The following is a 22,275-nucleotide window of genomic DNA, read 5'->3' as shown; positions in this document are numbered from 1 at the left end:
ACCCCAATTATTGTTCTTTAGCTGCCTCAGGATTAGCCACTTTACGCAATTCTGAATCTTTAATATAAATAATGTGACTAATATCAGCTGGCGTCATTCTCAACTTCTGTGACATCACCTGATTGATATGTATCGTACTGGTCAAATTCGCTCGCTCAAGCTGCAGATAACTCCAAGCTTGATTCAATTTTTGTTCGATGTTTTGTGTACGCACGAGCTCGTTATAAAGCAATCTCTGTTGATAACGCACGGTGATTAAATCCATCGCGCTATAAACAAAGAAACTTACCAACACAATAACCGCTACAATACCTTTCATAAGGCCGTTTCCGTTCTTTGTGCAACACGTAAAATCGCTGATCGGGAACGTGGATTCGCCTCCACCTCCTCTTTGGCAGCTGTCGTCTTGCCTAGGTTTTTCAATAAAGGCTGAGGCATCTCACTTTCTCTCAATGGCAACTTCGCCAATTCCGCACCCGGATTTGCCGCTTGTGCAATAAATTGCTTTACCTTGCGATCCTCTAAGGAATGAAAGCTAATAATCGCCATTCTTCCTTCTGGTGCTAATAAGCTTAAAACTGACGAGAGGGTGCGTGAAAGCTCCTCGAGCTCTTCATTGAGGTAAATCCGTATAGCTTGAAAGGTCCTTGTGGCCGGATGCTGACCTTTTTCGCGCGTCCTGACAACGGATGCGACGAGCTCGGCAAGGTCGAGCGTTGTGCGTAAAGGGCTGGATTTGCGGCGACCTTCAATCGCCTTTGCAATCTGGAAAGCAAACCGTTCTTCGCCATAATTTTTTATAACCTCTTTAATATGTTCTACATCGGCTGTTGCCAGCCACTCTTCTGCCGTTATGCCACGAGTAGTATCCATGCGCATATCCAAAGGACCTTCTCGCATAAACGAAAACCCTCTACTCGCATCATCAATTTGTGGCGATGAAATTCCCAAATCAAGCATAATGCCCTGCACTGTTTCAATGCCTCGTGCATATAGCTCTTCTTTCATAGACGAAAAAGGCCCATGAATAATATGAACACGCTTATCCTCTGCTTGTAATTGCTGAGCCGCTTGGATTGCCAATGGATCTTTATCAAAAACAAACAGTTTAGCCTCTGGTGCCAATTGACTTAGGAGGTAACGGCTGTGACCTCCTCGTCCAAACGTACCATCAACATAAACCCCTTGCGCTTTCGAGCTTTCAATAGACTCATGAATCCATGAGGCTTTTACATTAAAATCTCGACTGACCAAGGCATTTACTGTCGCGTGCAGCAAGACAGTTGTGTGCGTAAACGTTGTATTCATCGAGCGATTTCCTTACAACGCAAAACCACTTAATTGAGTCAAGTCGACAGCAGCCAAATCCTCTTCTTGTTGGGCTGCAAACTTATCTGCGGCCCACAATTCAAATTTCTGACCCATACCAACTAGGACAACATCTTTCACAATCCCCGCAATGTCACGCAACTCCGGGGCGATCAGAACACGACCAGCACTATCCATCTCTACATCTTGTGCATTACCTAATAATAAACGTTGCAAACCACGCTGAGAGGTAGGCAGTTCCATAATGATTTTTCGCTTGGCTTCCCATTCAAATCGGGGGTAGATTAACAAGCCACCATCAAGGTTTCGGGTAATGGTTATCTTGCCATGAGAGTCTGATAACAGGGCGTCACGATGCCGAGCAGGAATTGTCATCCTGCCCTTGGCATCTAAAGAGAGTGCACTGTTACCCTGAAAAATCACTTTTGTCCCACTTTTTCACACAAAATCCTACTTCCCTCCACTTTAAGCCATTTACTTTCCTTTTTCAAGCAAAAATTACGGTTTTTCCTAATAAAAATAAAGACTTAGGAAAATGAATTCAGAATAAATTTATCTTGAATAAACATAAAAATCAAAGACTTAGAAAGTACAATAAAAGTATTACACAAGCTATGTAATAAAATGTATGCAAAATCTTTTGCATTTATTAACATTTTCCTCCTTACACATTATTTTTATCTCTCTTATTACCACCTTCCTTTCCCTTGCATTTCTTAACGCAAACAAACGAACACTCTTCTCATCACGAAAAAGCATTCTTCTTTTGTTATCACTCTTCCATGCTAAAATACCCTTGCAAAACAAGCTGGGCAGTCGCGTGCTACTAGGCACGAGGAAAGTCCGGACTCCATAGAGCGAGGTAGCGGCTAACAGCCGTCCGTTCAGCAATGGGCGAGGAATAGGGCCACAGAGACGAGACTGCGGTGTGGGTATATTTATATACACTGATACGGCGACTTCCGTATGGCGTTACTTCGGTAACAGCACTGCAGGGTGAAACGCGGTAACCTCTATCTGGAGCAACATCAAATAGGCATACGCCAAGGGCTGCTCGTCCGAGTATGCGGGTAGATGGCTTGAGCCTGACAGCAATGTCTGGCCTAGAGGAATGATTGCCGACGTAATAGCGCAAGCAACTTACGTTTACATAATCCGGCTTATAGGCTTGTTTTGTCTTTCTCTCACTAGCTATTTCAACGCACTTCACTACTTATCATTCTGCTTGTTCTAAACGATTGTACGTGTTACAACACATTCATTCCTCAAGGAATCTTCAAAAGATAGTATTATTCTATTGATTTAATAAATAAATAAAATTTAACTATTAAATCTTTTTCCCCTATACTACCTTCTAATCCCAACGACATAGTTAAAAAGATTGACACGAAATCTTCACGAACTCTGTCTATACTCAAACAACTCTCTTCTATAAGGAAATTCATCATGAGCAATGACATCAAAAAATGCCCTGTCACTCATTTAACTACTGCCTTTGGTGCACCTGTAACGGATAATCAAAATAGCTTAACGGCTGGTGCACGCGGTCCTTTATTAGCTCAAGACGTATGGCTAAATGAAAAACTCGCTAACTTTGTTCGCGAAGTCATTCCAGAGCGTCGTATGCATGCAAAAGGCTCTGGTGCATTTGGTATATTCACTGTGACTAACGACATTACAAAATACACACGCGCTAAAATTTTTAGTGAAATTGGTAAAAAAACAGAAATGTTTGCTCGTTTTACCACCGTAGCAGGTGAGCGTGGCGCAGCCGATGCTGAACGTGATATCCGAGGTTTTGCACTTAAATTCTACACAGAAGAAGGTAACTGGGATATGGTCGGTAACAATACACCCGTCTTCTTCTTGCGCGACCCTCGCAAATTCCCTGATTTGAATAAAGCGGTGAAACGTGATCCTCGCACAAACATGCGTAGCGCTTCACACAACTGGGACTTCTGGACTTTATTACCTGAAGCATTCCACCAAGTCACTATCGTCATGTCTGATCGTGGCATCCCTGCGAGCTATCGTCATATGCACGGCTTTGGTTCACACACCTATAGCTTTATCAATGCGGCTAACGAACGCTTCTGGGTAAAATTCCACTTCATTACTCAACAAGGCATCAAAAACCTAAGCGATGCTGAAGCAGAAGCGATTGTGGGTAAAGACCGTGAAAGCCACCAACGTGATTTATACGACGCTATTGAACGTGGCGATTTCCCGAAATGGAAAATGTATGTACAAATCATGCCAGAACAAGAGGCCGAAAAAGTACCTTACCACCCATTTGACTTAACAAAAGTATGGCCAAAAGGTGATTACCCATTAATCGAAGTAGGTGAATTTGAATTAAACCGTAATCCAGAAAACTTCTTTATGGATGTTGAACAATCTGCTTTTGCGCCAAGCAACCTAGTTCCAGGTATCAGCGTATCGCCAGACCGTATGTTACAAGCGCGTTTATTTAACTATGCGGATGCACAACGCTATCGTTTGGGTGTTAACCATCATCAAATCCCTGTGAATGCCGCGCGTTGTCCTGTGCATAGCAACCACCGTGATGGTCAAGGTCGCGTTGATGGCAACTACGGTAGCACATTACACTACGAGCCAAATAGCTTTAGTCAATGGCAAGAGCAGGCACAATACAAAGAGCCACCACTCAAAATCAATGGTGATGCGGCTCATTGGGATTACCGTGAAAATGATGATGATTACTTCACACAACCACGCGCTTTATTTAATCTAATGAATGCTGAGCAACGCCAAGCTTTATTTGAGAATACAGCTCGTGCTATGGGTGATGCTCCTGACTTTATCAAGTATCGCCACATTCGTAACTGTGAAAAATGTCACCCTGACTATGCAGCTGGTGTTGCTGCGGCTTTAGGATTAACTGTTGCTGATGCAAAAGCTGCTCGCGATACCGACCCTGCGCGTCACCTACCAAGCTTTTTATAAGTACCAGCACTTGTTTAACTAAACAAGACGAAAGCGCCTAATTATCATGAGCTGCCTCTATCAAATGCTAGACCTGATAGAGACAGCTCATTGATGATATGTTTATTTGATCATCGTTATCGCAAAACCATCCCAGCCTTTGTGTCCAATGGTCTGCAACGCTGTTGAATCTAAGCGCGGATCCTCTTGTAGTTTCTGGAAATATTGACGAATCCCACGGATATTTGGTGCCTTATCATCTTCCGTAATCACTTTACCGTCACGCACCATATTATCCGCCACAATCACCGTACCTGAACGAGCTAACTCCACACAATAATCCAAATAAATGGGATTATTTTCCTTATCTGCATCAATAAAAATAAAATCAAAACTCGGAATAAGACCTGCCTTCTTTTCCTTAAGCAAGCTCTCCAAACACTCTACGGCTCGCCCATGCATGAGTCGAATCTTATCTTGCATATTCGTCATGGCAAATGTTTGCTCAGCAATCTTAATATGATTCTCATCAAAATCAATCGTCGTCACCTTGCCATCAGCCGGCAAGTCTTTTGCCATCCAGACGGTACTGTACCCTGCAAGCGTTCCCACCTCAAGAATATGCTTTGCTCCCATCATACGAATGAGAAAAGACAAAAACTTCCCATGATTGGCTGGTACATTAATTTTAGGGATAGGCTTGGTCCGATGAAAAGCCAATACCGCTTCGAACATCTTCTCATCCGTATGCAAACGGTTAAAAATCAGTTGATCAACCTCATCGGGCAAATCAGAAGGAATCACACTACTACGCATATTGAACTACCCAACAAACGACCACGCTAATTGCTCACCCGCTGCCAATGGCACTAAATACTGATTATCCGCATAATTAAGCTCAGCAGGGATTTCAAATGCACGGCGCTCAAGCGTAATCGTGCTCGTATTCACAGGTAAACCATAGAAAGCTGGGCCATGCAAACTCGCAAAGCCCTCTAAAGCCTCCAATTTACCTGCTTTTTCAAAAGCTGTCGCATAAAGCTCCATCGCATGTAAAGCCGAATAGCAGCCCGCACAGCCACAAGCCGCCTCTTTTGCCCCTTTTGCATGAGGAGCACTATCAGTACCCAAGAAAAATCGAGGATTCCCACTCGTTGCCGCCTCTACCAATGCGACGCGATGCTCTTCACGCTTTAGCACAGGTAAACAATAATAATGCGGACGAATCCCCCCTTGGAAAATGACATTACGGTTATACAATAAATGTTGTGGTGTAATGGTCGCCCCAATAGGCCCCTCAGCATCACGCACATAATGCGCTCCATGCTTAGTCGTGATATGCTCAAACACCACTTTTAAGGCAGGAAAGGCATTACGTAAAGGCAGCATAACGCGATCAATAAATACCGCCTCTCGATCAAATAAATCCACACTTGGATCTGTCACCTCTCCATGCACTAACAATGGCACTCCATGCTTTTGCATCGCCTCTAGCGCAGCTGAACAATTCGCTAACAAGTCGGTTACACCTGCATCAGAATTGGTGGTAGCACCCGCAGGATAAAGTTTAAATGCCTTAACAAAACCGCTATGGGCGACCTTTTCCACCTCTTGTGCCGTTGTATTGTTCGTTAAATACAGTGTCATGAGTGGAGTAAATCCCTCAATATTTTTTGCTTGCATCACCGCTTCAATACGCTCTTTATACGCCTGAGCCATCGCCACCGTGGTGACAGGAGGTTTTAAATTAGGCATCACAATTGCACGAGCGAACTGCTTCGCCGAATCAGGCAATACCGCCGCCAATGCACTGTCATCTCGAAGATGTAAATGCCAATCATCTGGGCGAATAAGTGTAATAGCGTCTTGAGTGATTTGCATATAAAATCCTTTGATTTTTCATCCCTTACACAGAACAAACTGGTAAAAAAGATATCCAATCCTTAACAAATTGATAGCAGAAAACGATATTTTACAAAGTATTAGAATTGTTTTATATCCTTTCCCGTATAAATCGCTTAAAATCCAGATTAAGAAAGGCTTCGTACTCAAAGCAATTGCATTCTTGCTGAAGCCTATTGATGAATAAATAACTGAAAGGTATATCTATTATGACAACAGAAAAAAAGCCCGCTCGTAAGCCTAACGCTGCTTTCATGAAACCATTAACACCTAGTGCTCAATTAGCGGCTGTTGTAGGCTCTACACCACTTCCACGCACAGAAGTTACGAAGAAAATTTGGGACTACATTAAAGCCAATAACCTACAAGACGCTGCTAACCGTCGCAATATCAATGCTGACGCTAAATTACGCCCAATCTTTGGCAAAGACCAAGTGTCTATGTTCGAAATGACAAAACTTGTTAGCCAACACCTAAAATAAGTAGCTAGCGACTCTTATTGAACAGGTCTTAGCCCTCTCTGCCACAAGTAACAATGACTGGCAGACCTAAAATTAAAACCCCATCATGCCGACATCCAATGGATAAAAGTTCTGATGGGGTTTTCTATTATCGGTACATTCTATTTGCCATCATGACACCAAACTCATCCCTATCTTTTTAAAAACACTACCCCCAAATGATGAAATTTTTTCATCATTATCACCAAAAAATATCATATCTTCTTTATGAAAATATGAAAAAAACTACTGTTATACTAATTTTTTATGAATTTTATTAAATTATTAAATAACATGAGTTTATTATTTCCACACGCTACCCAACGCACTCAAGCTCCCTATCGTTTTGATATTGTTGGCAGTTTCCTCCGTCCAGATATCTTAAAACTTGCTCGCCAACAATGTGCCTGCGGAGAGTGTAGTCCACAACAATTACAAACCATCGAAGACCAAGAAATTAAAAAACTTGTTGCAAAACAAAAAGCTATCGGTTTACAAGCCGTCAGCGACGGCGAGTTCCGCCGTACATGGTGGCATTTAGACTTTCTCTACAATCTCAAAGGAATTGTACTAGAGGATGTAGAACAATACTCCACCACTTTCCAAGCACATATGCATCGTCCAGTGACCCTGCGTATTACCGATAAAATAGAATGGAATACTGAACATCCTTTCTTAGAACACTTTACACGCCTATACAAAGAGGCTGATGGTTACCCTATTAAATTTACCATCCCTTCACCAAGTATGCTCCATCTTATCACCTGTGTGCGTACGCCCAATCCACAACTCATTGCGCCTTATGTTGATAATCAAGAGGCACTTTTCCAAGATATCACGCACACCTATCTTGACGCCGTCAAAGCCTTATATGCACTGGGTTGTCGTCATTTACAGTTAGATGATACCTCTTGGGGAGAGTTCTGCTCAGACGAAAAACGAGCGCTTTATACCTCTCAAGGGGTGGACGTTGATAGGGTAGCAAAACGCTATGTTCAAATACTCAATACTATTCGTGACTCAGCACCCGCAGACATGGCAATTACCATGCATATTTGCCGCGGCAATTTCCGCTCGACATGGTTTTCTAGTGGTGGCTATGAGCCTATTGCAGAAATCTTATTTGCTCACTGTCATGTAGATGGCTTCTACCTAGAATACGATAGCGACCGCGCAGGTGACTTTAAACCTTTACGCTTTATCAAAAATCAACAAGTCGTCCTCGGTCTAGTCACATCTAAGTCAGGAGAGTTAGAAAACCGTGACGATATTATTGCACGCATCAAAGAAGCCACACAATTCGTAGATATCAATCAATTATGTCTAAGCCCTCAATGTGGATTTGCTTCAACTGAAGAAGGTAATATTCTTAGCGAAGAACAACAATGGCAAAAACTTGCCTTTATTCGTGATATCGCCGAAGAGGTTTGGGGCAAATAATGGATTTGCGTATCAAAATTGCGGATAGTCCAATGAGTGGCTATCAGTGGCTGGTTGTTTCATTAGCCGTTTTACTTAACATACTCGATGGATTTGATGTCTTGGCTATTGCTTTTACTGCCAAAAGCATTAGTAATGAACTCAATTTACAAGCTACCCATATCGGTACATTGATGAGTGCTGGCTTTATCGGCATGGCATTAGGTTCTTTTTTCCTCTCTCCTTTTGCAGATAAATTCGGACGTCGCCCACTACTCATTATTTCAACTGCACTGGCTGCGCTAGGTATGCTCATGACCTATTTTTGCTCAAGCTTAGAAAGCATTGCCTTTTGGCGCATTGTTACAGGCGTTGGGGTCGGCGGTATTTTACCCTGTACTAATGTGATTGTTAGTGAATACGCCAATAAAAAATGGCGTGGCCTGGCGATTGCCATCTATGCCGCAGGATTTGGAATTGGTGCAACTTTAGGCGGGATGTCTGCGATTCTCTTACAAGAAACCTATGGCTGGCGATCTGTCTTTCTTACTGGTGCCATCCTAACAGGATTAGCTCTCAGTGCAATTATCATTTTCTTACCGGAGTCCGTAGACTATTTACTCTCAAAACGCCCTAAAAATGCCTTACAAACACTCAACAAAATTGCCATTAAGATTAACAAGCCCGGTGAGTGGCACTTAATTAGCGAAACACCACCACAACAAAAAGTCTCTGTGCTACGTTTATTCGAACGTGACAATATAAAAACCACCCTATTGATTTGGTTAAGCTTTATTGGCGTGATGTCTAGTTTCTACTTTGTGAGTTCATGGACACCCGCGCTCTTAGAAAGCACAGGAATGAGCAAAACACATAGTCAATCTGTGGGAATGGCAATATCGCTAGGTGGGACGGTAGGTTCGCTTATTTTTGGATTTATCGTCAGTCGCTGGAGTGCCAAATCAACGCTGATTCTTTTTACTTTACTCTCAGCGTTAGCCGTTATGCTGTTTGTGCATTCTAGTGCACTATCAGTTGCTCTCGGTTTAGCAATTCTTGTTGGCGCTTTAATGAATGGTTGTATCACAGGCCTCTATACCATTAATCCTACCCTATACGATGCTGATTATCGAAGCACAGGCGTAGGAACCGCTATAGGAATTGGACGCTTAGGCTCTATCCTATCACCGTTTTTGGCAGGCAATCTCTTACAGATAGGATGGACAAAAGAGAACCTTTACTTTACCACCGCCTTTATTATGTTAGCTGTTAGCTTTACCCTTTTCCTTTTGCAACCGAAAAACAACTAAAAAATTACATGCCCTCAACTCTTATATATGAGTTAGGGCGTTTTCCGTGTAAAATAAGTAGAACCTTGTGGATGATGCTCATCAGCACCCTCCCTGATTGATTACTTTTAAACTTTTATATGGGTTTGTATTATGTCAGCTAAAATTACCTATACACTTACCGACGAAGCGCCAATGTTGGCGACTTACTCATTTTTACCAATCGTTAAAGCCTTTACATCAGCAGCTAGCGTTGACGTAGAAACCAAAGACATTTCATTAGCTGGTCGTATTCTAGCTAACCTATCACAATACCTAAAAGACGATCAAAAGACGGCAGATGCTTTAGCAGAACTGGGCGAATTAGCCAAACAACCTGAAGCTAACATCATCAAATTACCCAATATCTCTGCATCTATTCCTCAATTAAACGAAGCGATTGCTGAACTACAAGCACATGGTTTTGCCGTACCTAACTACCCAGCAGAGCCAAAAACAGACGAAGAAAAAGCCATCAAGGCGGCTTATGCTAAAGTATTAGGTTCAGCCGTAAACCCTGTATTACGTGAAGGTAACTCTGACCGTCGTGCACCGAAAGCCGTTAAAAACTACGCAAAGAAAAACCCTCACTCAATGGGTGCATGGTCAAAAGACTCAAAAACGAAAGTTGCCCATATGGAATCAGGCGACTTCTATGGCTCAGAACAATCGGTGACTATCCCAGCAGATGCGACTAACGCACAGTTCAAAATCGAGTTCGTTGCAAAAGATGGTTCAGTTAAAGAATTAAAAGGGCTTGCCAACCTAAAAGCTGGTGAAGTTATCGACTCATCAGTGATGAGCTTGGCCGCATTAAAAGCCTTTGTGAAAAAAGCCAAAGACGAAGCAAAAGCAGCGGGCGTATTATTCTCAGCTCACTTGAAAGCAACGATGATGAAAGTATCTGACCCAATCATTTTCGGTGCTATCGTATCTGTGTACTTTGAAGAAGTCTTTACCAAATACGCTGCCCTATTTGCTGAATTAGGCATCAATCCTAACAACGGTCTAGGCGAACTTTACGCTAAGATTGCAGGTCACGCTCAAGAAGCAGAAGTCACTGCCGCTATTGAGGCAGCGATTGCGGCTGGTCCAGCTATCGCTATGGTGAACTCTGACAAAGGTATCACTAACTTACACGTACCTTCTGACGTCATCGTTGATGCATCTATGCCTGCTATGATCCGTACATCAGGTCAAATGTGGAACAAAGAGGGCAAACAACAAGACACTATCGCGGTTATCCCTGACCGTTGCTATGCCGGTGTTTACACTGCCGTGATTGATGATTGTAAAGCTAATGGTGCTTATGACCCAACAACCATGGGTTCAGTACCAAACGTAGGTCTAATGGCTCAAAAAGCTGAAGAATACGGTTCACACGATAAGACATTCCAAGCTGAAGCAGCTGGTGAAATCCGTGTTGTCGATGCCGATGGCAATGTATACATGAAACACGCTGTGGAAGCAGGCGACATCTTCCGTATGTGCCAAACCAAAGACGCACCAATCAAAGACTGGGTAAAACTTGCCGTTAGCCGTGCTCGTCTATCAAATACACCTGTTGTATTCTGGTTAGACGAAAACCGCGCTCATGATCGCGAAATCATCAAGAAAGTGAATGCTTACCTACCGGAGTTTAACCCTGCAGGTTTAGACATCAGCATCCTCTCTCCTGTAGAAGCGTGCAAACTGTCTATCAAACGTATCCGTGAAGGCAAAGACACTATCTCTGCAACAGGTAACGTATTACGTGACTACTTAACTGACCTATTCCCAATCCTAGAATTAGGTACATCTGCGAAAATGCTTTCTATCGTTCCATTAATGAACGGTGGTGGCTTATTTGAGACAGGTGCAGGTGGTTCAGCGCCAAAACACATTGAGCAATTCATCGAAGAAGGTTACCTACGTTGGGACTCATTAGGTGAATTCCTCGCATTACAAGCCTCATTAGAACACGTTGCTCAGACACAAAACAATGCAAAAGCACAAGTTTTAGCAGATGCACTTGACGAAGCCAATGCGAAGTTCCTCGACAACGACAAATCCCCAGGTCGTAAGTTGGGTACGATTGATAACCGTGGCTCACACTTCTACCTCGCGATGTACTGGGCAGAAGCATTAGCGAACCAAACTAAAGATGCTGAACTTGCCGCTAAATTCAAACCAGTTGCCGCCGCTATGCAAGCCTCTGAAGCTAAAATTAACGAAGAGTTAATCAGCTCACAAGGTTCAGCAAAAGAAATCAAAGGTTACTACCAACCAGATTTCGCAGCTACCTCTGCAGCAATGCGTCCATCAGCAACATTAAATGCAATTATTGATAGTATTTAATTTGTTGAAATAACGTAGGCTTTAAGATACCCTATTCAGTTGAATAGGGTATTTTTTGTAGTGTATAAGAATAATAAATTCCTTTCCTTTTGATATCAAATAAAATAAAATGATATCAAAAACAAGGGATTATTATTTATGGCTAACGTAACTATCCGAAATTTACCTGATGAAGTCCATCGTGCATTGCGTATGCGTGCCAAACATCATGGACGTAGCACAGAAGCAGAAATCCGCGCAATATTAGAAAAAGCTACCCAACCTTCGCAACGCATTAAACTTGGCTCATTATTAAACTCTATCGCTCAAGAGGCTGGCGGCTTAAATGACTCAGAAGTTGAAACCTTTAATCAACTTCGTCATAAAGCACCCTCAAAACCCATTGTTTTCTGAGAGCTATCATGATTCTCCTAGACACCAATATCATTTCTGAGCTATGGAAAGTTGAACCAAATCCCAACGTACTGAACTGGGTTGATGCACAAACATTGGAAACCCTCTATCTATCAGCTATCACTGTAGCCGAGCTTCGATATGGAATCGCCATTATGCCAGAGGGGAAACGTCGTACAGTTTTTCAAGAAAGATTAGATAAAGAAGTTTTACCAGCTTTCACAGGTCGCATATTGGCTTTTGATATTGAAGTTTCTCAAGTTTATGCGCATTTAATGGCGAATGCTAGATTTGCTGGCAAAGCGATTAGTGCTGCAGATGGTTATATCGCTGCCACAGCAGCAACGCATAAACTTATCGTAGCCTCTCGCGATACCCTACCATTTGAGAATCTTGGACTTGAAGTTCTTAATCCCTTTTTCCGCTTTTCATTACATGAGGGGTGAGTTTTTCTTACCAGATAAACTCACCTATCCTCCATAATCAATGTTGATATGCCAACAATTGTTCCGTGACCTCTCTAGCAAAGCCCTCATACACCTCGTCACAAATAAAGCCCCAATGCCCAGTCATAACGACATTATCTATATCGTAGAAAGGATGAGTGGCCGATAGTGGCTCTTGCTCAAAGACATCTGTGACATATATAGCCTGGGGATTTTCTTTTAAAAATGCAAGTAACCTGGATTGCTCCACTAACTCAGCTCTAGAGGTATTCACTATACAAACAGCAGGTTTCATCACGGCAAAATCCTCTTCACTTAACAGATGCTTCGTACTCTCCGATAACACCATATGCAAGCTAATAACATCTGCGCTAGACAACAACTCCTGTTTATCCACACATTGCACAGAATAAGGAGCCGCCCTTTCTACTGTTAGGTGAGGACTCCAAGCCATCACTCTCATACCAAATGCCTGCGCAACTGTCGCTACTTTTTGCCCAATATGCCCTAACCCAATCAGTCCTAGAGTCTTCCCTTTTAATTTTCTTGGGATAGCAATATCATCTACTCTCCAGCGTCTATGCTCTGGATGTAATGCCAGTTTTGATAAACGCTTGAAGGCAGCTATTAATAAGAGCCAAGTAATCTCACACGTACTTTCTTTAGAGTTTCCCCCTTTGGCATAGCTTACTTCTATATTCAGCTCTCTCGCTGCATCTGAGTCTAAATTACGCGTCTGAGCCCCTGTACAAATAATTCGTTTCAATGAAGTACACGCAGTTAAGACAGTTTTATCAATAGGTGTACGCTCTCTAAATAGCACCAAAATCTCTGTGTCTTTTAATGCATTTAATAAATCATTACCCCTCAAAGACTCTTTATACACCGTAATATCAAACGCTGCTAAAGCATGATTGCCAAGCAAAGACTGATGAAACAAAGACTCCCAGTCATCTAAGACAGTTACTTTAATCATCTACATTACCTCCTTCCTTATCATTTGGTTTATTTTATTTTTAATCTCACCATTAAAATACTAGTGAATACCATTAGAATATTTATGTATTTTTTTGTATACAATAATATATAAGATATTTTTCTATTTATTGAACCATCATTCCTACTTAGGAGGCCTCAATGTCTATCATTAAAAAATCATTATTAAGCACCCTTTTTACCTGTTTATTAATTCCTAGCCTTGCTCATGCACAAAAAACACCCGCCAAACCAGAATGTATTGCTCCAGCACAACCCGGTGGTGGCTTTGACTTAACCTGTCGCATTGCTGTTAATAGTTTTCAACAAACTAATTTACTAGATACTCCGATGCGAACCATCTATATGCCCGGCGGTATCGGTGCCGTTGCTTATAACAATATTATCAATTCTCGTCCAGCTGACCCTAATGCCATAGTCGCCTTCTCTGGAGGATCTCTGCTTAACCTAGCACAAGGTAAATTTGGTAAATACTCCAGTAAAGATGTACGTTGGTTAGCTGCTGTGGGAAGTGATTACGGTTCTATTGTTGTCAAAGATGATTCTCCATTTAAAGACTTGAAGTCTTTGATGGATACATTAAGCAGTGACCCATCTAAAGTTGTCTTTGGCGCCGGTGGTTCAGTTGGTAGTCAAGATTGGATGACTGCCGCACTAACAGCCAAAGCAGCTGGAGTAGATTATAAAAAAATGCGCTTTGTCGCTTTTGAAGGGGGTGGTGAGAGTGCAACAGCCTTACGCGGCGGTCATGTTCAAGTTCTTATTACTGGCGTAGCCGAGGCTCGAGGGCTAATTGAAGGTGGTGCACCAGTAAGAGTATTAGCCGTATTCAGCGATGATCGTCTTCCCGGTGTTTTTGAAAATACACCAACAGCAAAAGAACAAGGTTATGATATCGTGTGGTCAATTATCAGAGGATTTTACGTTGGCCCTAAAGTCTCTGATGCAGACTACAACTGGTGGGTAAATGCCTTTAACGAACTTTATAAAACCGAAGCGTTCCGTAAAATTCAAGAGCAACAAGGTCTATTTGTATTCGATAAGACAGGCAAAGAGCTTGATGACTATGTACAAGCACAAGTACAACGTTTCCAAGAACTCGCAGACTCTTTTGGTCTTATCAAAAAATAAATCACTTTATTAACTTGACTGCATCACACTTGTTTTTAGTGATGCAGTTATTTCTTATTTTCTCACTATGTCATTAACTGATCGTACTTTAGGATTTATCACCCTACTAGTTGCCATTTTCCTAACAATTTATGGATATGACCTAGAGGCTCCTTTTTCTTACGAGCCTATTGGTCCTAAAGCCTTTCCACTAATTATCGCTTTCGCTTTAGGTCTCTGTGGCATCACCCTAATTATTAAAGGTGGCAATCCTATCACGCCAAACCCTAGAGGTGCCAATATTCGCATTTTCATAATGTTGGTCTTTATTGCCATCTACGCCTTTACTTTTCAATGGTTAGGCTTTGTTATATCAACGATAATAATGGTTACCTTAGTAGGCCATTTATTCGAAGCAAAATGGTGGCATGCTACTTGCGCAGGAATTGTCATTGGTATCGGATTTTTTGTACTCTTTGATAAATTACTTGATGTCATTCTACCTGTTGGCATACTAGGAGAACTATTATGAGCAATATCTTGGATTCTCTCTCAATCGGTTTTGGTGTTGCTTTTTCTGCATTGAACCTTTTAGTTGCCGCTCTAGGTGCATTTATGGGTACCATTGTAGGAGTGCTTCCCGGCTTAGGCCCCATCAATGGCGTTGCTATGTTAGTGCCTATTGCATTTGCTATGCAACTCCCACCAGAGACAGCTCTGATTTTGCTTGCTGCCGTCTATGTGGGTGCTGAATATGGTGGACGCATTTCTTCTATTTTAATTAATGTACCAGGCGAGGCAGCTGCCGTTATGACCACATTGGATGGCTACCCATTGGCACGCCAAGGTTTAGCAAGCGTTGCCCTATCCATATCGGCATGGGCATCATTTATTGGCTCTACTATTGCTGTCATCGGTGTATTGGCACTTGCTCCCTTACTCGCTAATTGGGCAATGGCATTTGGTCCCGCAGAATACTTTGTCCTCATGGTATTTGCATTTGTCGCCTTGACAAGTTTATTAGGTGAACAGCCCATCAAAGGGGCAATTTCTGCATTAATTGGTCTAGCTATTTCAACCATTGGTGTTGACGCTAATTCTGGCGTATATCGCTACACTTTTGATGCACCTAGTTTATCCGATGGTCTTGACTTTGTTGTTATTGTTATCGGTTTATTTGCCATTTCAGAAATGTTGCAAATGCTCGAAAAACTGTTAACGGGACATTCAATCTCTATTCCTCATAGTCATCGTAAAATCTTCTCACTTAAAGAAATTATCTTTACATGGTGGGCTACCTTACGAGCTGGCATCAGTGGATTTTTGATTGGTATTCTCCCCGGAGCAGGTGCTAGTGTTGCCTCTGCTGTTGCTTATGCCAATGAGAAAAAACTTACCGAAAGTAAAGATCCATCCGCAAAGTTTGGGCAAGGCGATTTAAGAGGTCTAGTTGCTCCTGAAGCGGCCAATAATGCAGCAGCCACTGGTTCTTTTATTCCCATGCTAACGCTAGGTGTTCCAGGCTCTGGAACGACAGCCGTCATGATGGGCGCACTAACGCTCTATAATATTACGCCTGGCCCAGCACTCTTTGAGCAACAACCGACTATTGTATGGGGGCTCATTGCCTCTCTATTTATTGCAAATCTCATGCTACTGTTTATGAATATTCCGCTGGTCGGGGTCTTTGCCTCTATGCTAAGAATCCCGCCTTGGATTTTAGTACCTGGCATCCTGAGCATTAGTTTTATTGGTGTTTATGCCTTGAACAGTACATCTTTTGATTTATTTGCTGTCGTCATTGTCGGTGCGATAGGCTATGCTTTACGTAAATTTAATGTTCCCCTAGCGCCAATGGTGCTTGGTGTTGTTTTAGGAAATATGATGGAGCAAAACCTAAGACGAGCCCTATCTATTTCTAATGGTGACATCCATATTCTTTTCGAAAGTACTATTTGTATAGTCCTATGGATATTGGCTCTTGGCGTATTAATTATTCCTCCTATTTTGCGTCGATTAATGTCTGCTAAAAATGCACCTGCCAACTAAAGCGATTATCTTAGGATTTTTTATTGCTCTTAGTGGTGCACTTCTCGCCAAAGGGATAGGGGCTCCTATCCCTTGGCTATTAGGATCTTTGTTAGCCACGTTAATTTTTCGAGTTAATCACGCCCCCATCCATTCCCATCCTTTTTTTCGCAAAATGGGTCAATGGATTATTGGTATTTCCTTGGGGCTTTATTTTACACCGACCACTATTGATACCCTAACACCATTACTAAGTTATATTATTCTTGCTTGTTGTTTTACTCTGTTGTTGGGTTCACTAGGATCACTCATTATTACAAAACTGGCCAAAGTTGATTTCACGACGGCTTTCTTTTCCTCAACGATTGGAGGGGCGAGTGAAATGGTTGTCTTGGCTGAACGCAACCGTGCCGATAAACAATTAACTGCTTCAGCACATAGCCTACGCATCCTTATCGTCACCATTACCATTCCTTTGTTTTTTCAACTGATGGAGTACCACGGCAATACGCCGACTAATGATACCTCTACGAGTTTCTCATTTGAAGGGTTATTACTTTTACTCGCAAGCTCCGCCGTAATGGGCGTAGTCTTTGAAAAACTAAAAATACCTAATGCTTTTGTTATTGGTAGCATTGTCCTGACTGGTATATTAACTGCCCATAATATACATCTCAGTAGCCTTCCTAGTAGTCTACTCAATTTTGCACAACTGTTAATTGGCTGGTCGTTGGGAAGTAACTATACGCCTAACTTCTTTAAACAAGCCCCAAAATTTCTCTTGGTAATTTTGATTACCATTACATTCTATCTATTGGTGACGATTGGTTTTGCTTTATTACTTTCATCTATCAATGGCATTTACTACCCTACTAGCATTCTTAGTCTCAGCCCTGGCGGTATCGCCGAAATGGCAATTACCGCCAAAGTGCTTTTGCTTGAAGCACCGATTGTGACAAGCTTTCAAATTTCTCGATTGGTTTTTGTGCTGATACTAGCAGAACCTCTCTACAAAGTAATGAAAAAGCTCGCTCAGAAACTAAGATTGAAATAAGAACTTATTTAAGCGTTCTTTATACGCATTACTAATATGCTCACTCGCGACTTGAGCTGCACGCTCAGGATCTCGAGCTTCAAGAGCTTTCACAATTTGCTCATGCTCTTGCTGAGCATGTTCAGCACGTACTTTATTTTCCAACGTACTCGTCCCCAACAACAACATAGAATTCTGCAACGCTTGTAATGTCTTTAATAGATAGCGATTATGTCCACACTTATACAGCACTTGATGGAATAACTTATTATTCGCTGTCACCTCTTGTACCGTTGTAGCCTTCGTATCATTTTCCATAAGGGTGCGTAGCACGGCGATTTCCACATCCGTTGCATGTCGAGCAGCTAAACCCGCTGCGGTACTCTCTAGTACTCGACGCATTTCATACAACTCACCGACCATACTCTGATCTAGTTCAGTAATAATCAAACCACGCCGAGGATCATTACTCACCAATCCCTCATTGATTAAACGATTCAAGGCCTCACGGATGGGTGTACGACTAATCCCAATAACTGAGGCCATTTCAGCTTCTCGCACACGCATACCCGGTAGCATCGTACCATCTGTCAGTGCATTAATAATATAGGAGTATGCCTGATCTGCTGCGGTCAAGCCTTTCTCATACGCTTCACTATGATCCATCTCCTCTTTGGACAAATCATCTACTTTTTTGAGCATGTCTTTTTTTCTCGTTACCATAAACAAACTTCTCAGAAAAACTAAAGATACTTAAATAATATCATCTACCCACCCTTTTCTTCAAACAACAATTGACGTTTTAATATTATTGTGTACAATAATATACATATGTATTCATAATGAGGCATAAAAATGAACAAAAAATATGATGTCATCGTCATCGGTGGAGGAAATGCAGCACTCTGTGCCGCTATTTCTGCAAAAGAACATGGCGCGCAGTCGGTTTTATTACTCGAAAGCGCCCCTAAGGTCTGGCGTGGTGGTAATAGTAGCCATACCCGCAACTTACGTTGTATGCATGATGCTCCTACAGATGTATTGGTCGATAGCTACCCAGAAGATGAGTTTTTCCAAGACGTTTTCCGCGTAACAAAAGGACAAACCAATGAGGAAATGGCTCGCTTTGTGATTCGCTCTACCTCTACCTGTACGTCATGGATGAAAAAACATGGTGTCCGTTTCCAACCATCATTAGGTGGTACATTACACCTTGGTCGTACCAATGCTTTCTTCTTAGGCGGTGGTAAAGCACTGGTTAATGCTTATTACAAAGCGGCAGAACGCCTCGGCATCGACATCCGTTATGAAACGGAAGTTACCTCATTAAATATGACTGGCAATCAATGCGACTCTATCACCATAAAAGCTAATGGCGACGAATCCACATTGACAGCCAATGCCTACGTCATTGCCTCTGGTGGTTTTGAATCTAACCGGGAATGGTTAGAAGAGGCTTGGGGGCCAGCCGCTAAAAACTTTCTCATCCGTGGCACCCGCTTTAACCAAGGGAAGATGCTCAAAGAATTGATACGTAACCAGGCAATGATTATCGGCGACCCCACACAAGGTCATGCGGTCGCTATTGATGCCCGCTCTCCACTCTATGACGGAGGGATCGTCACCCGCGTAGATTGTGTATCACTCGGTATCGTACTCAACAAGCATGGCGAGCGTTTCTATGACGAAGGCGAAGACTTTTGGCCAAAACGCTATGCCATCTGGGGACGTCTTGTAGCACAACAGCCAGACCAAGTAGGTTACTGTATTATTGACTCAAAATCTATTGGTCGCTTTATGCCCTCAGTCTTTAAATCAATTAGTGCAGACACTTTAGAAGAATTGATAGAAAAACTTGGTTTACCCGTGGATAAAGCAATGGAAACTATCCGCAACTATAATGCCGCCGTGCAGCCAGGCACCTTCAATCACAATGAGTTAGATGACTGTCGCACCGAAGGTTTAAACCCTAACAAAACGCACTGGGCACTCAAAATTGACCAAGGCCCATTCTACGCTTATCCACTCGCCACAGGTATTACCTTTACCTATATGGGCGTCAAAGTAGACAAAAAAGCTCGTATCACGATGGCAGACGGACAACCATCAAAGAACCTTTTTGCTGCCGGTGAAATCATGGCAGGTAATATTTTAAGTCAAGGCTATGTTGCTGGTTTCGGCATGGCTATTGGTACTGTATTTGGTCGTATCGCAGGTGAGGAGGCCGCAAAAAATGAAAGTCATTAAAATCGTTGAAGAAGCTAAACACTCAGTGGGCATCTGTAACTCTTGCCGCTACTGCGAAGGATTCTGTCCAGTATTCCCAGCAATGGAGAAACGCCTCTCTTTTACTGATGGTGATATCCATTACTTAGCTAACTTATGCCATAATTGTAGCGAATGTTTTTATGCATGCCAATTTGCACCACCGCATGAATTCCAAGTCAACATTCCCCAACAATTAGCCAAAGTACGCGCTGATACTTATAGACAATACGCCTGGCCAGGCTTTATCGGCAACTGGTTTAATAAGAATGGATTGATTTCATCATTAGTCTTCATTCTCGGTCTGATTGCTCTTTTCTTCTTTGCTAGCCAAGGTAGTGAGGCATTACCAGGAGAGTTCTACGCTATTTTCCCGCATAACTTCCTTGTAACCGTATTCGGCGCGAGTTTCTTATGGGTTGCCGTTTGTATATTCCTAGGATTTAACAACTTCCTCAAAGATATTGGCGAATCATTTAGCTCACTCTTTAAGATGAACTATGTCAAACAAGCCCTAGCCGAAGGTCTCAGCCTCAAACACCTCCATGGCAACGTCAAGTCAGGCTGTACTTACCCTGATGACAATATCTCTCCATGGAGAAGACATTTTCACCACTTTACCTTCTACGGCTTTATGCTATGCTTCTTAGCAACTGCCTCAGGTACCGTGTTGCACTATGTGTTTGATATGCAAGCCCCTTATGCTTTCTTCAGCCTACCAAAACTCAGTGGCACATTAGGAGGAATCTCATTAGCCATCGGTACAGCAGGTTTGTTTATATTAAAGACAAAAGCGGATGAAAACATTAAAGATATCCGTCAAATGGGTATGGATTATGCTTTTATCGCTCAATTATTCTTAGCAGCAACTACTGGTTTGTTATTAATGGCATTCCGCGAGACAGCTGCACTGAAGGTATTGCTTATCGTACATCTTAGCGTGATCTTATCGCTATTCCTAACGATGCCATTTGGTAAGTTTGTACACGGCTTCTACCGCCTAGGTGCCTTACTCAAACATGCCAAAGAAGAACAAGAGCAGCATAAGCACTAATTAGATATTCATATCTAAGCGTTTTTGAAAAACCCCCAATACGTTAAAAATGAACTGACCCCCATAAGTGGTGTCCAACTTATGGGGGTCAGTTCAAACTCTATGCTTGATGGGTTCAAATTTTAACGATTAATCATTAATTTACTACTCGAGCTTTATTTAATAGATTATCTGAGTTAATTAACTCTCTGATTTTTTGCATTAATTTAATTTGCTCAGGACTGCGGCTGTAATGTAAAAATGGCTTTTTAATACGACCAATACCATGCTCTGCTGTAATACTACCACCATACAATGCGGTTAATTGATACACCAAATCCTCGACAGGCAATAACTCTTCCTCAGTCAATTTCCCTGTTAATAAATGCAGATTACCATCACCCAAATGACCGAAAAATAAATTCATCGCATGGGGGTATTTGGCTTGTAAGGCTTGCTCCGTTTTTTCAATAAACTCCTGCATATGCTTTAAAGGAATACCAATATCAAAGGCGACAAAATGTTTCATAATACGTAAGGTTTCGCCACTCGCATCACGAATATGCCAAAGACCTTTTGCTTGTTCCTCACTCTGCGGAATAATAACATCTTGCAATAAACCACTCTCTAATTGCTGCTCTAAAAAAGTCGTCAACTTGGTATCTAGTCCTTCCGCTGCACCTTCTGCCTCTAACAACACATAAATAGGGTATTGCCCATCAAACGGAATTGCTTTATTCGTCACTTGGGCAGCGGTTTTTAAATAATTATCCCACATCACCTCAAAGCTGGATAACTCCGCCATACTCGCTCTCGCTTCTTTCAATAATACCGTCACGTCAGTAAATGACTTTAACGCCGCTAAGGCACTATACACAGCTGCAGGCTTTGGAAATAAGCGCACACAAGCACGGGTAATCACACCATAACGTCCCTCGGTTCCAATAAAGAGATGTTTTAAATCTAAACCTGTATTATTTTTGATGACTCGATTTAGCATATTGAGTACCGTACCATCAGGTAACACCACCTCTAACCCTAGGACCAACTCCCTAGTCGTCCCATAACGAAAGACCTTATTTCCCCCCGCATTAGTTGCAATATTACCGCCTATCTGGCAAGAACCACGCGCCCCTAAATCAAGCGGAAAATACCAGCCTTGTTCTAATACCGCCTGTTGTAATTGTTCTAAGACAACACCTGCTTGAAT

Annotated in this window: 21 protein-coding genes and 1 other RNA gene; 14 read left to right on the top strand and 8 right to left on the bottom strand. The window is 42.2% G+C overall.

Features of this window, described 5'->3' with window-relative positions; genetic code table 11:
• Positions 1-7: 7 nt before the first annotated feature.
• From ftsL to mraZ, 3 genes are read right to left on the bottom strand one after another with little or no spacing between them, the layout of a single operon-like run.
• The gene (ftsL, locus tag HKX39_RS07680) at positions 8-319 is read right to left on the bottom strand and encodes a cell division protein FtsL (RefSeq protein ID WP_171680740.1); all 312 of its coding nucleotides are present in this window, start codon (positions 317-319) and stop codon (positions 8-10) included.
• Positions 316-1,308: a 16S rRNA (cytosine(1402)-N(4))-methyltransferase RsmH gene (gene rsmH / locus HKX39_RS07675; protein WP_171680739.1), complete on the bottom strand. Its 993-nt coding sequence runs from the start codon at positions 1,306-1,308 to the stop codon at positions 316-318. Before rsmH ends, ftsL begins: the two co-directional genes overlap by 4 nt.
• Before the next feature lie 12 nt (positions 1,309-1,320).
• Positions 1,321-1,749, bottom strand: a complete 429-nt coding sequence (gene mraZ / locus HKX39_RS07670; RefSeq protein ID WP_171680839.1) for a division/cell wall cluster transcriptional repressor MraZ — start codon at positions 1,747-1,749, stop codon at positions 1,321-1,323.
• 380 nt (positions 1,750-2,129) lie between these two features.
• On the opposite strand from mraZ, the gene rnpB reads away from it, so the two are divergent.
• Positions 2,130-2,508, top strand: an RNA gene (gene rnpB / locus HKX39_RS07665) — RNase P RNA component class A.
• Between the two features lie 267 nt (positions 2,509-2,775).
• The gene (locus tag HKX39_RS07660; RefSeq protein WP_171680738.1) at positions 2,776-4,296 is read left to right on the top strand and encodes a catalase; all 1,521 of its coding nucleotides are present in this window, start codon (positions 2,776-2,778) and stop codon (positions 4,294-4,296) included.
• Between the two features lie 102 nt (positions 4,297-4,398).
• On the opposite strand, the gene HKX39_RS07655 is transcribed toward HKX39_RS07660, so the two are convergent.
• Complete coding sequence (locus HKX39_RS07655; RefSeq protein WP_171680737.1) at positions 4,399-5,091, bottom strand: O-methyltransferase; 693 nt, start codon at positions 5,089-5,091, stop codon at positions 4,399-4,401.
• A gap of 6 nt (positions 5,092-5,097) precedes the next feature.
• The gene (gene pyrC / locus HKX39_RS07650; protein ID WP_171680736.1) at positions 5,098-6,156 is read right to left on the bottom strand and encodes a dihydroorotase; all 1,059 of its coding nucleotides are present in this window, start codon (positions 6,154-6,156) and stop codon (positions 5,098-5,100) included.
• A 230-nt stretch (positions 6,157-6,386) separates the two neighbouring features.
• Here pyrC and HKX39_RS07645 point away from each other — a divergent pair, with 230 nt between their 5' ends.
• The 6 genes from HKX39_RS07645 to HKX39_RS07620 all read left to right on the top strand — a co-directional run bounded on the left by HKX39_RS07645 (position 6,387) and on the right by HKX39_RS07620 (position 12,600).
• Positions 6,387-6,659, top strand: coding sequence for an SWIB/MDM2 domain-containing protein (locus HKX39_RS07645; protein WP_171680735.1), 273 nt, complete (start codon positions 6,387-6,389; stop codon positions 6,657-6,659).
• Positions 6,660-6,971: 312 nt separating this feature from the next.
• Entirely contained in the window at positions 6,972-8,117 is a 1,146-nt protein-coding gene (locus tag HKX39_RS07640; protein WP_171680734.1) for a 5-methyltetrahydropteroyltriglutamate--homocysteine S-methyltransferase, read from the top strand.
• The gene (locus HKX39_RS07635; RefSeq protein ID WP_171680733.1) at positions 8,117-9,406 is read left to right on the top strand and encodes an MFS transporter; all 1,290 of its coding nucleotides are present in this window, start codon (positions 8,117-8,119) and stop codon (positions 9,404-9,406) included. The genes HKX39_RS07640 and HKX39_RS07635 overlap by 1 nt, the downstream gene beginning before the upstream one ends.
• A 132-nt stretch (positions 9,407-9,538) precedes the next feature.
• Positions 9,539-11,761 (top strand): NADP-dependent isocitrate dehydrogenase, encoded by a 2,223-nt coding sequence (locus HKX39_RS07630; RefSeq protein ID WP_171680732.1) that lies wholly within the window; start codon positions 9,539-9,541, stop codon positions 11,759-11,761.
• Positions 11,762-11,899: 138 nt separating this feature from the next.
• Positions 11,900-12,154, top strand: coding sequence for a FitA-like ribbon-helix-helix domain-containing protein (locus HKX39_RS07625; RefSeq protein WP_171680731.1), 255 nt, complete (start codon positions 11,900-11,902; stop codon positions 12,152-12,154).
• Positions 12,155-12,162: 8 nt separating this feature from the next.
• Entirely contained in the window at positions 12,163-12,600 is a 438-nt protein-coding gene (locus HKX39_RS07620; protein WP_171680730.1) for a type II toxin-antitoxin system VapC family toxin, read from the top strand.
• Between the two features lie 37 nt (positions 12,601-12,637).
• On the opposite strand, the gene HKX39_RS07615 is transcribed toward HKX39_RS07620, so the two are convergent.
• Complete coding sequence (locus HKX39_RS07615) at positions 12,638-13,576, bottom strand: NAD(P)-dependent oxidoreductase (RefSeq protein WP_171680729.1); 939 nt, start codon at positions 13,574-13,576, stop codon at positions 12,638-12,640.
• 161 nt (positions 13,577-13,737) lie between these two features.
• Between HKX39_RS07615 and HKX39_RS07610 the strand changes: the two genes are divergently transcribed.
• The 4 genes from HKX39_RS07610 (at position 13,738) to HKX39_RS07595 (ending at position 17,788) form a co-directional block, all read left to right on the top strand.
• Positions 13,738-14,727 (top strand): Bug family tripartite tricarboxylate transporter substrate binding protein, encoded by a 990-nt coding sequence (locus tag HKX39_RS07610; RefSeq protein ID WP_171680728.1) that lies wholly within the window; start codon positions 13,738-13,740, stop codon positions 14,725-14,727.
• Between the two features lie 67 nt (positions 14,728-14,794).
• A complete protein-coding gene (locus HKX39_RS07605; RefSeq protein WP_171680727.1) occupies positions 14,795-15,238 on the top strand; it encodes a tripartite tricarboxylate transporter TctB family protein in 444 nt (147 codons plus the stop codon).
• Entirely contained in the window at positions 15,235-16,755 is a 1,521-nt protein-coding gene (locus HKX39_RS07600) for a tripartite tricarboxylate transporter permease (protein ID WP_171680726.1), read from the top strand. Before HKX39_RS07605 ends, HKX39_RS07600 begins: the two co-directional genes overlap by 4 nt.
• Positions 16,739-17,788, top strand: a complete 1,050-nt coding sequence (locus tag HKX39_RS07595) for an AbrB family transcriptional regulator (RefSeq protein WP_171680725.1) — start codon at positions 16,739-16,741, stop codon at positions 17,786-17,788. Before HKX39_RS07600 ends, HKX39_RS07595 begins: the two co-directional genes overlap by 17 nt.
• Here the strand turns inward: HKX39_RS07595 and HKX39_RS07590 are convergent.
• Positions 17,774-18,490 (bottom strand): GntR family transcriptional regulator, encoded by a 717-nt coding sequence (locus tag HKX39_RS07590; protein WP_425500276.1) that lies wholly within the window; start codon positions 18,488-18,490, stop codon positions 17,774-17,776. The two genes, HKX39_RS07595 and HKX39_RS07590, sit on opposite strands and share 15 nt — an antisense overlap.
• 132 nt (positions 18,491-18,622) lie before the next feature.
• On the opposite strand from HKX39_RS07590, the gene tcuA reads away from it, so the two are divergent.
• Both tcuA and tcuB read left to right on the top strand, forming a co-directional pair.
• Positions 18,623-20,014: an FAD-dependent tricarballylate dehydrogenase TcuA gene (gene tcuA / locus HKX39_RS07585; RefSeq protein WP_171680724.1), complete on the top strand. Its 1,392-nt coding sequence runs from the start codon at positions 18,623-18,625 to the stop codon at positions 20,012-20,014.
• Complete coding sequence (gene tcuB / locus HKX39_RS07580; RefSeq protein WP_171680723.1) at positions 20,001-21,086, top strand: tricarballylate utilization 4Fe-4S protein TcuB; 1,086 nt, start codon at positions 20,001-20,003, stop codon at positions 21,084-21,086. Before tcuA ends, tcuB begins: the two co-directional genes overlap by 14 nt.
• A 136-nt stretch (positions 21,087-21,222) precedes the next feature.
• Here tcuB and HKX39_RS07575 read toward each other — a convergent pair.
• A partial coding sequence (locus HKX39_RS07575) for an FAD-binding oxidoreductase (RefSeq protein ID WP_171680722.1) occupies positions 21,223-22,275 on the bottom strand: 1,053 nt, incomplete at its 5' end.

Origin of the sequence: Pelistega suis (assembly GCF_013133795.1) — a bacterium.
Lineage (GTDB): Bacteria > Pseudomonadota > Gammaproteobacteria > Burkholderiales > Burkholderiaceae_B > Taylorella > Taylorella suis.
The sequence above is the reverse complement of the archived record's forward strand: the minus strand, read 5'-3'. Positions and strand labels throughout refer to the sequence as shown.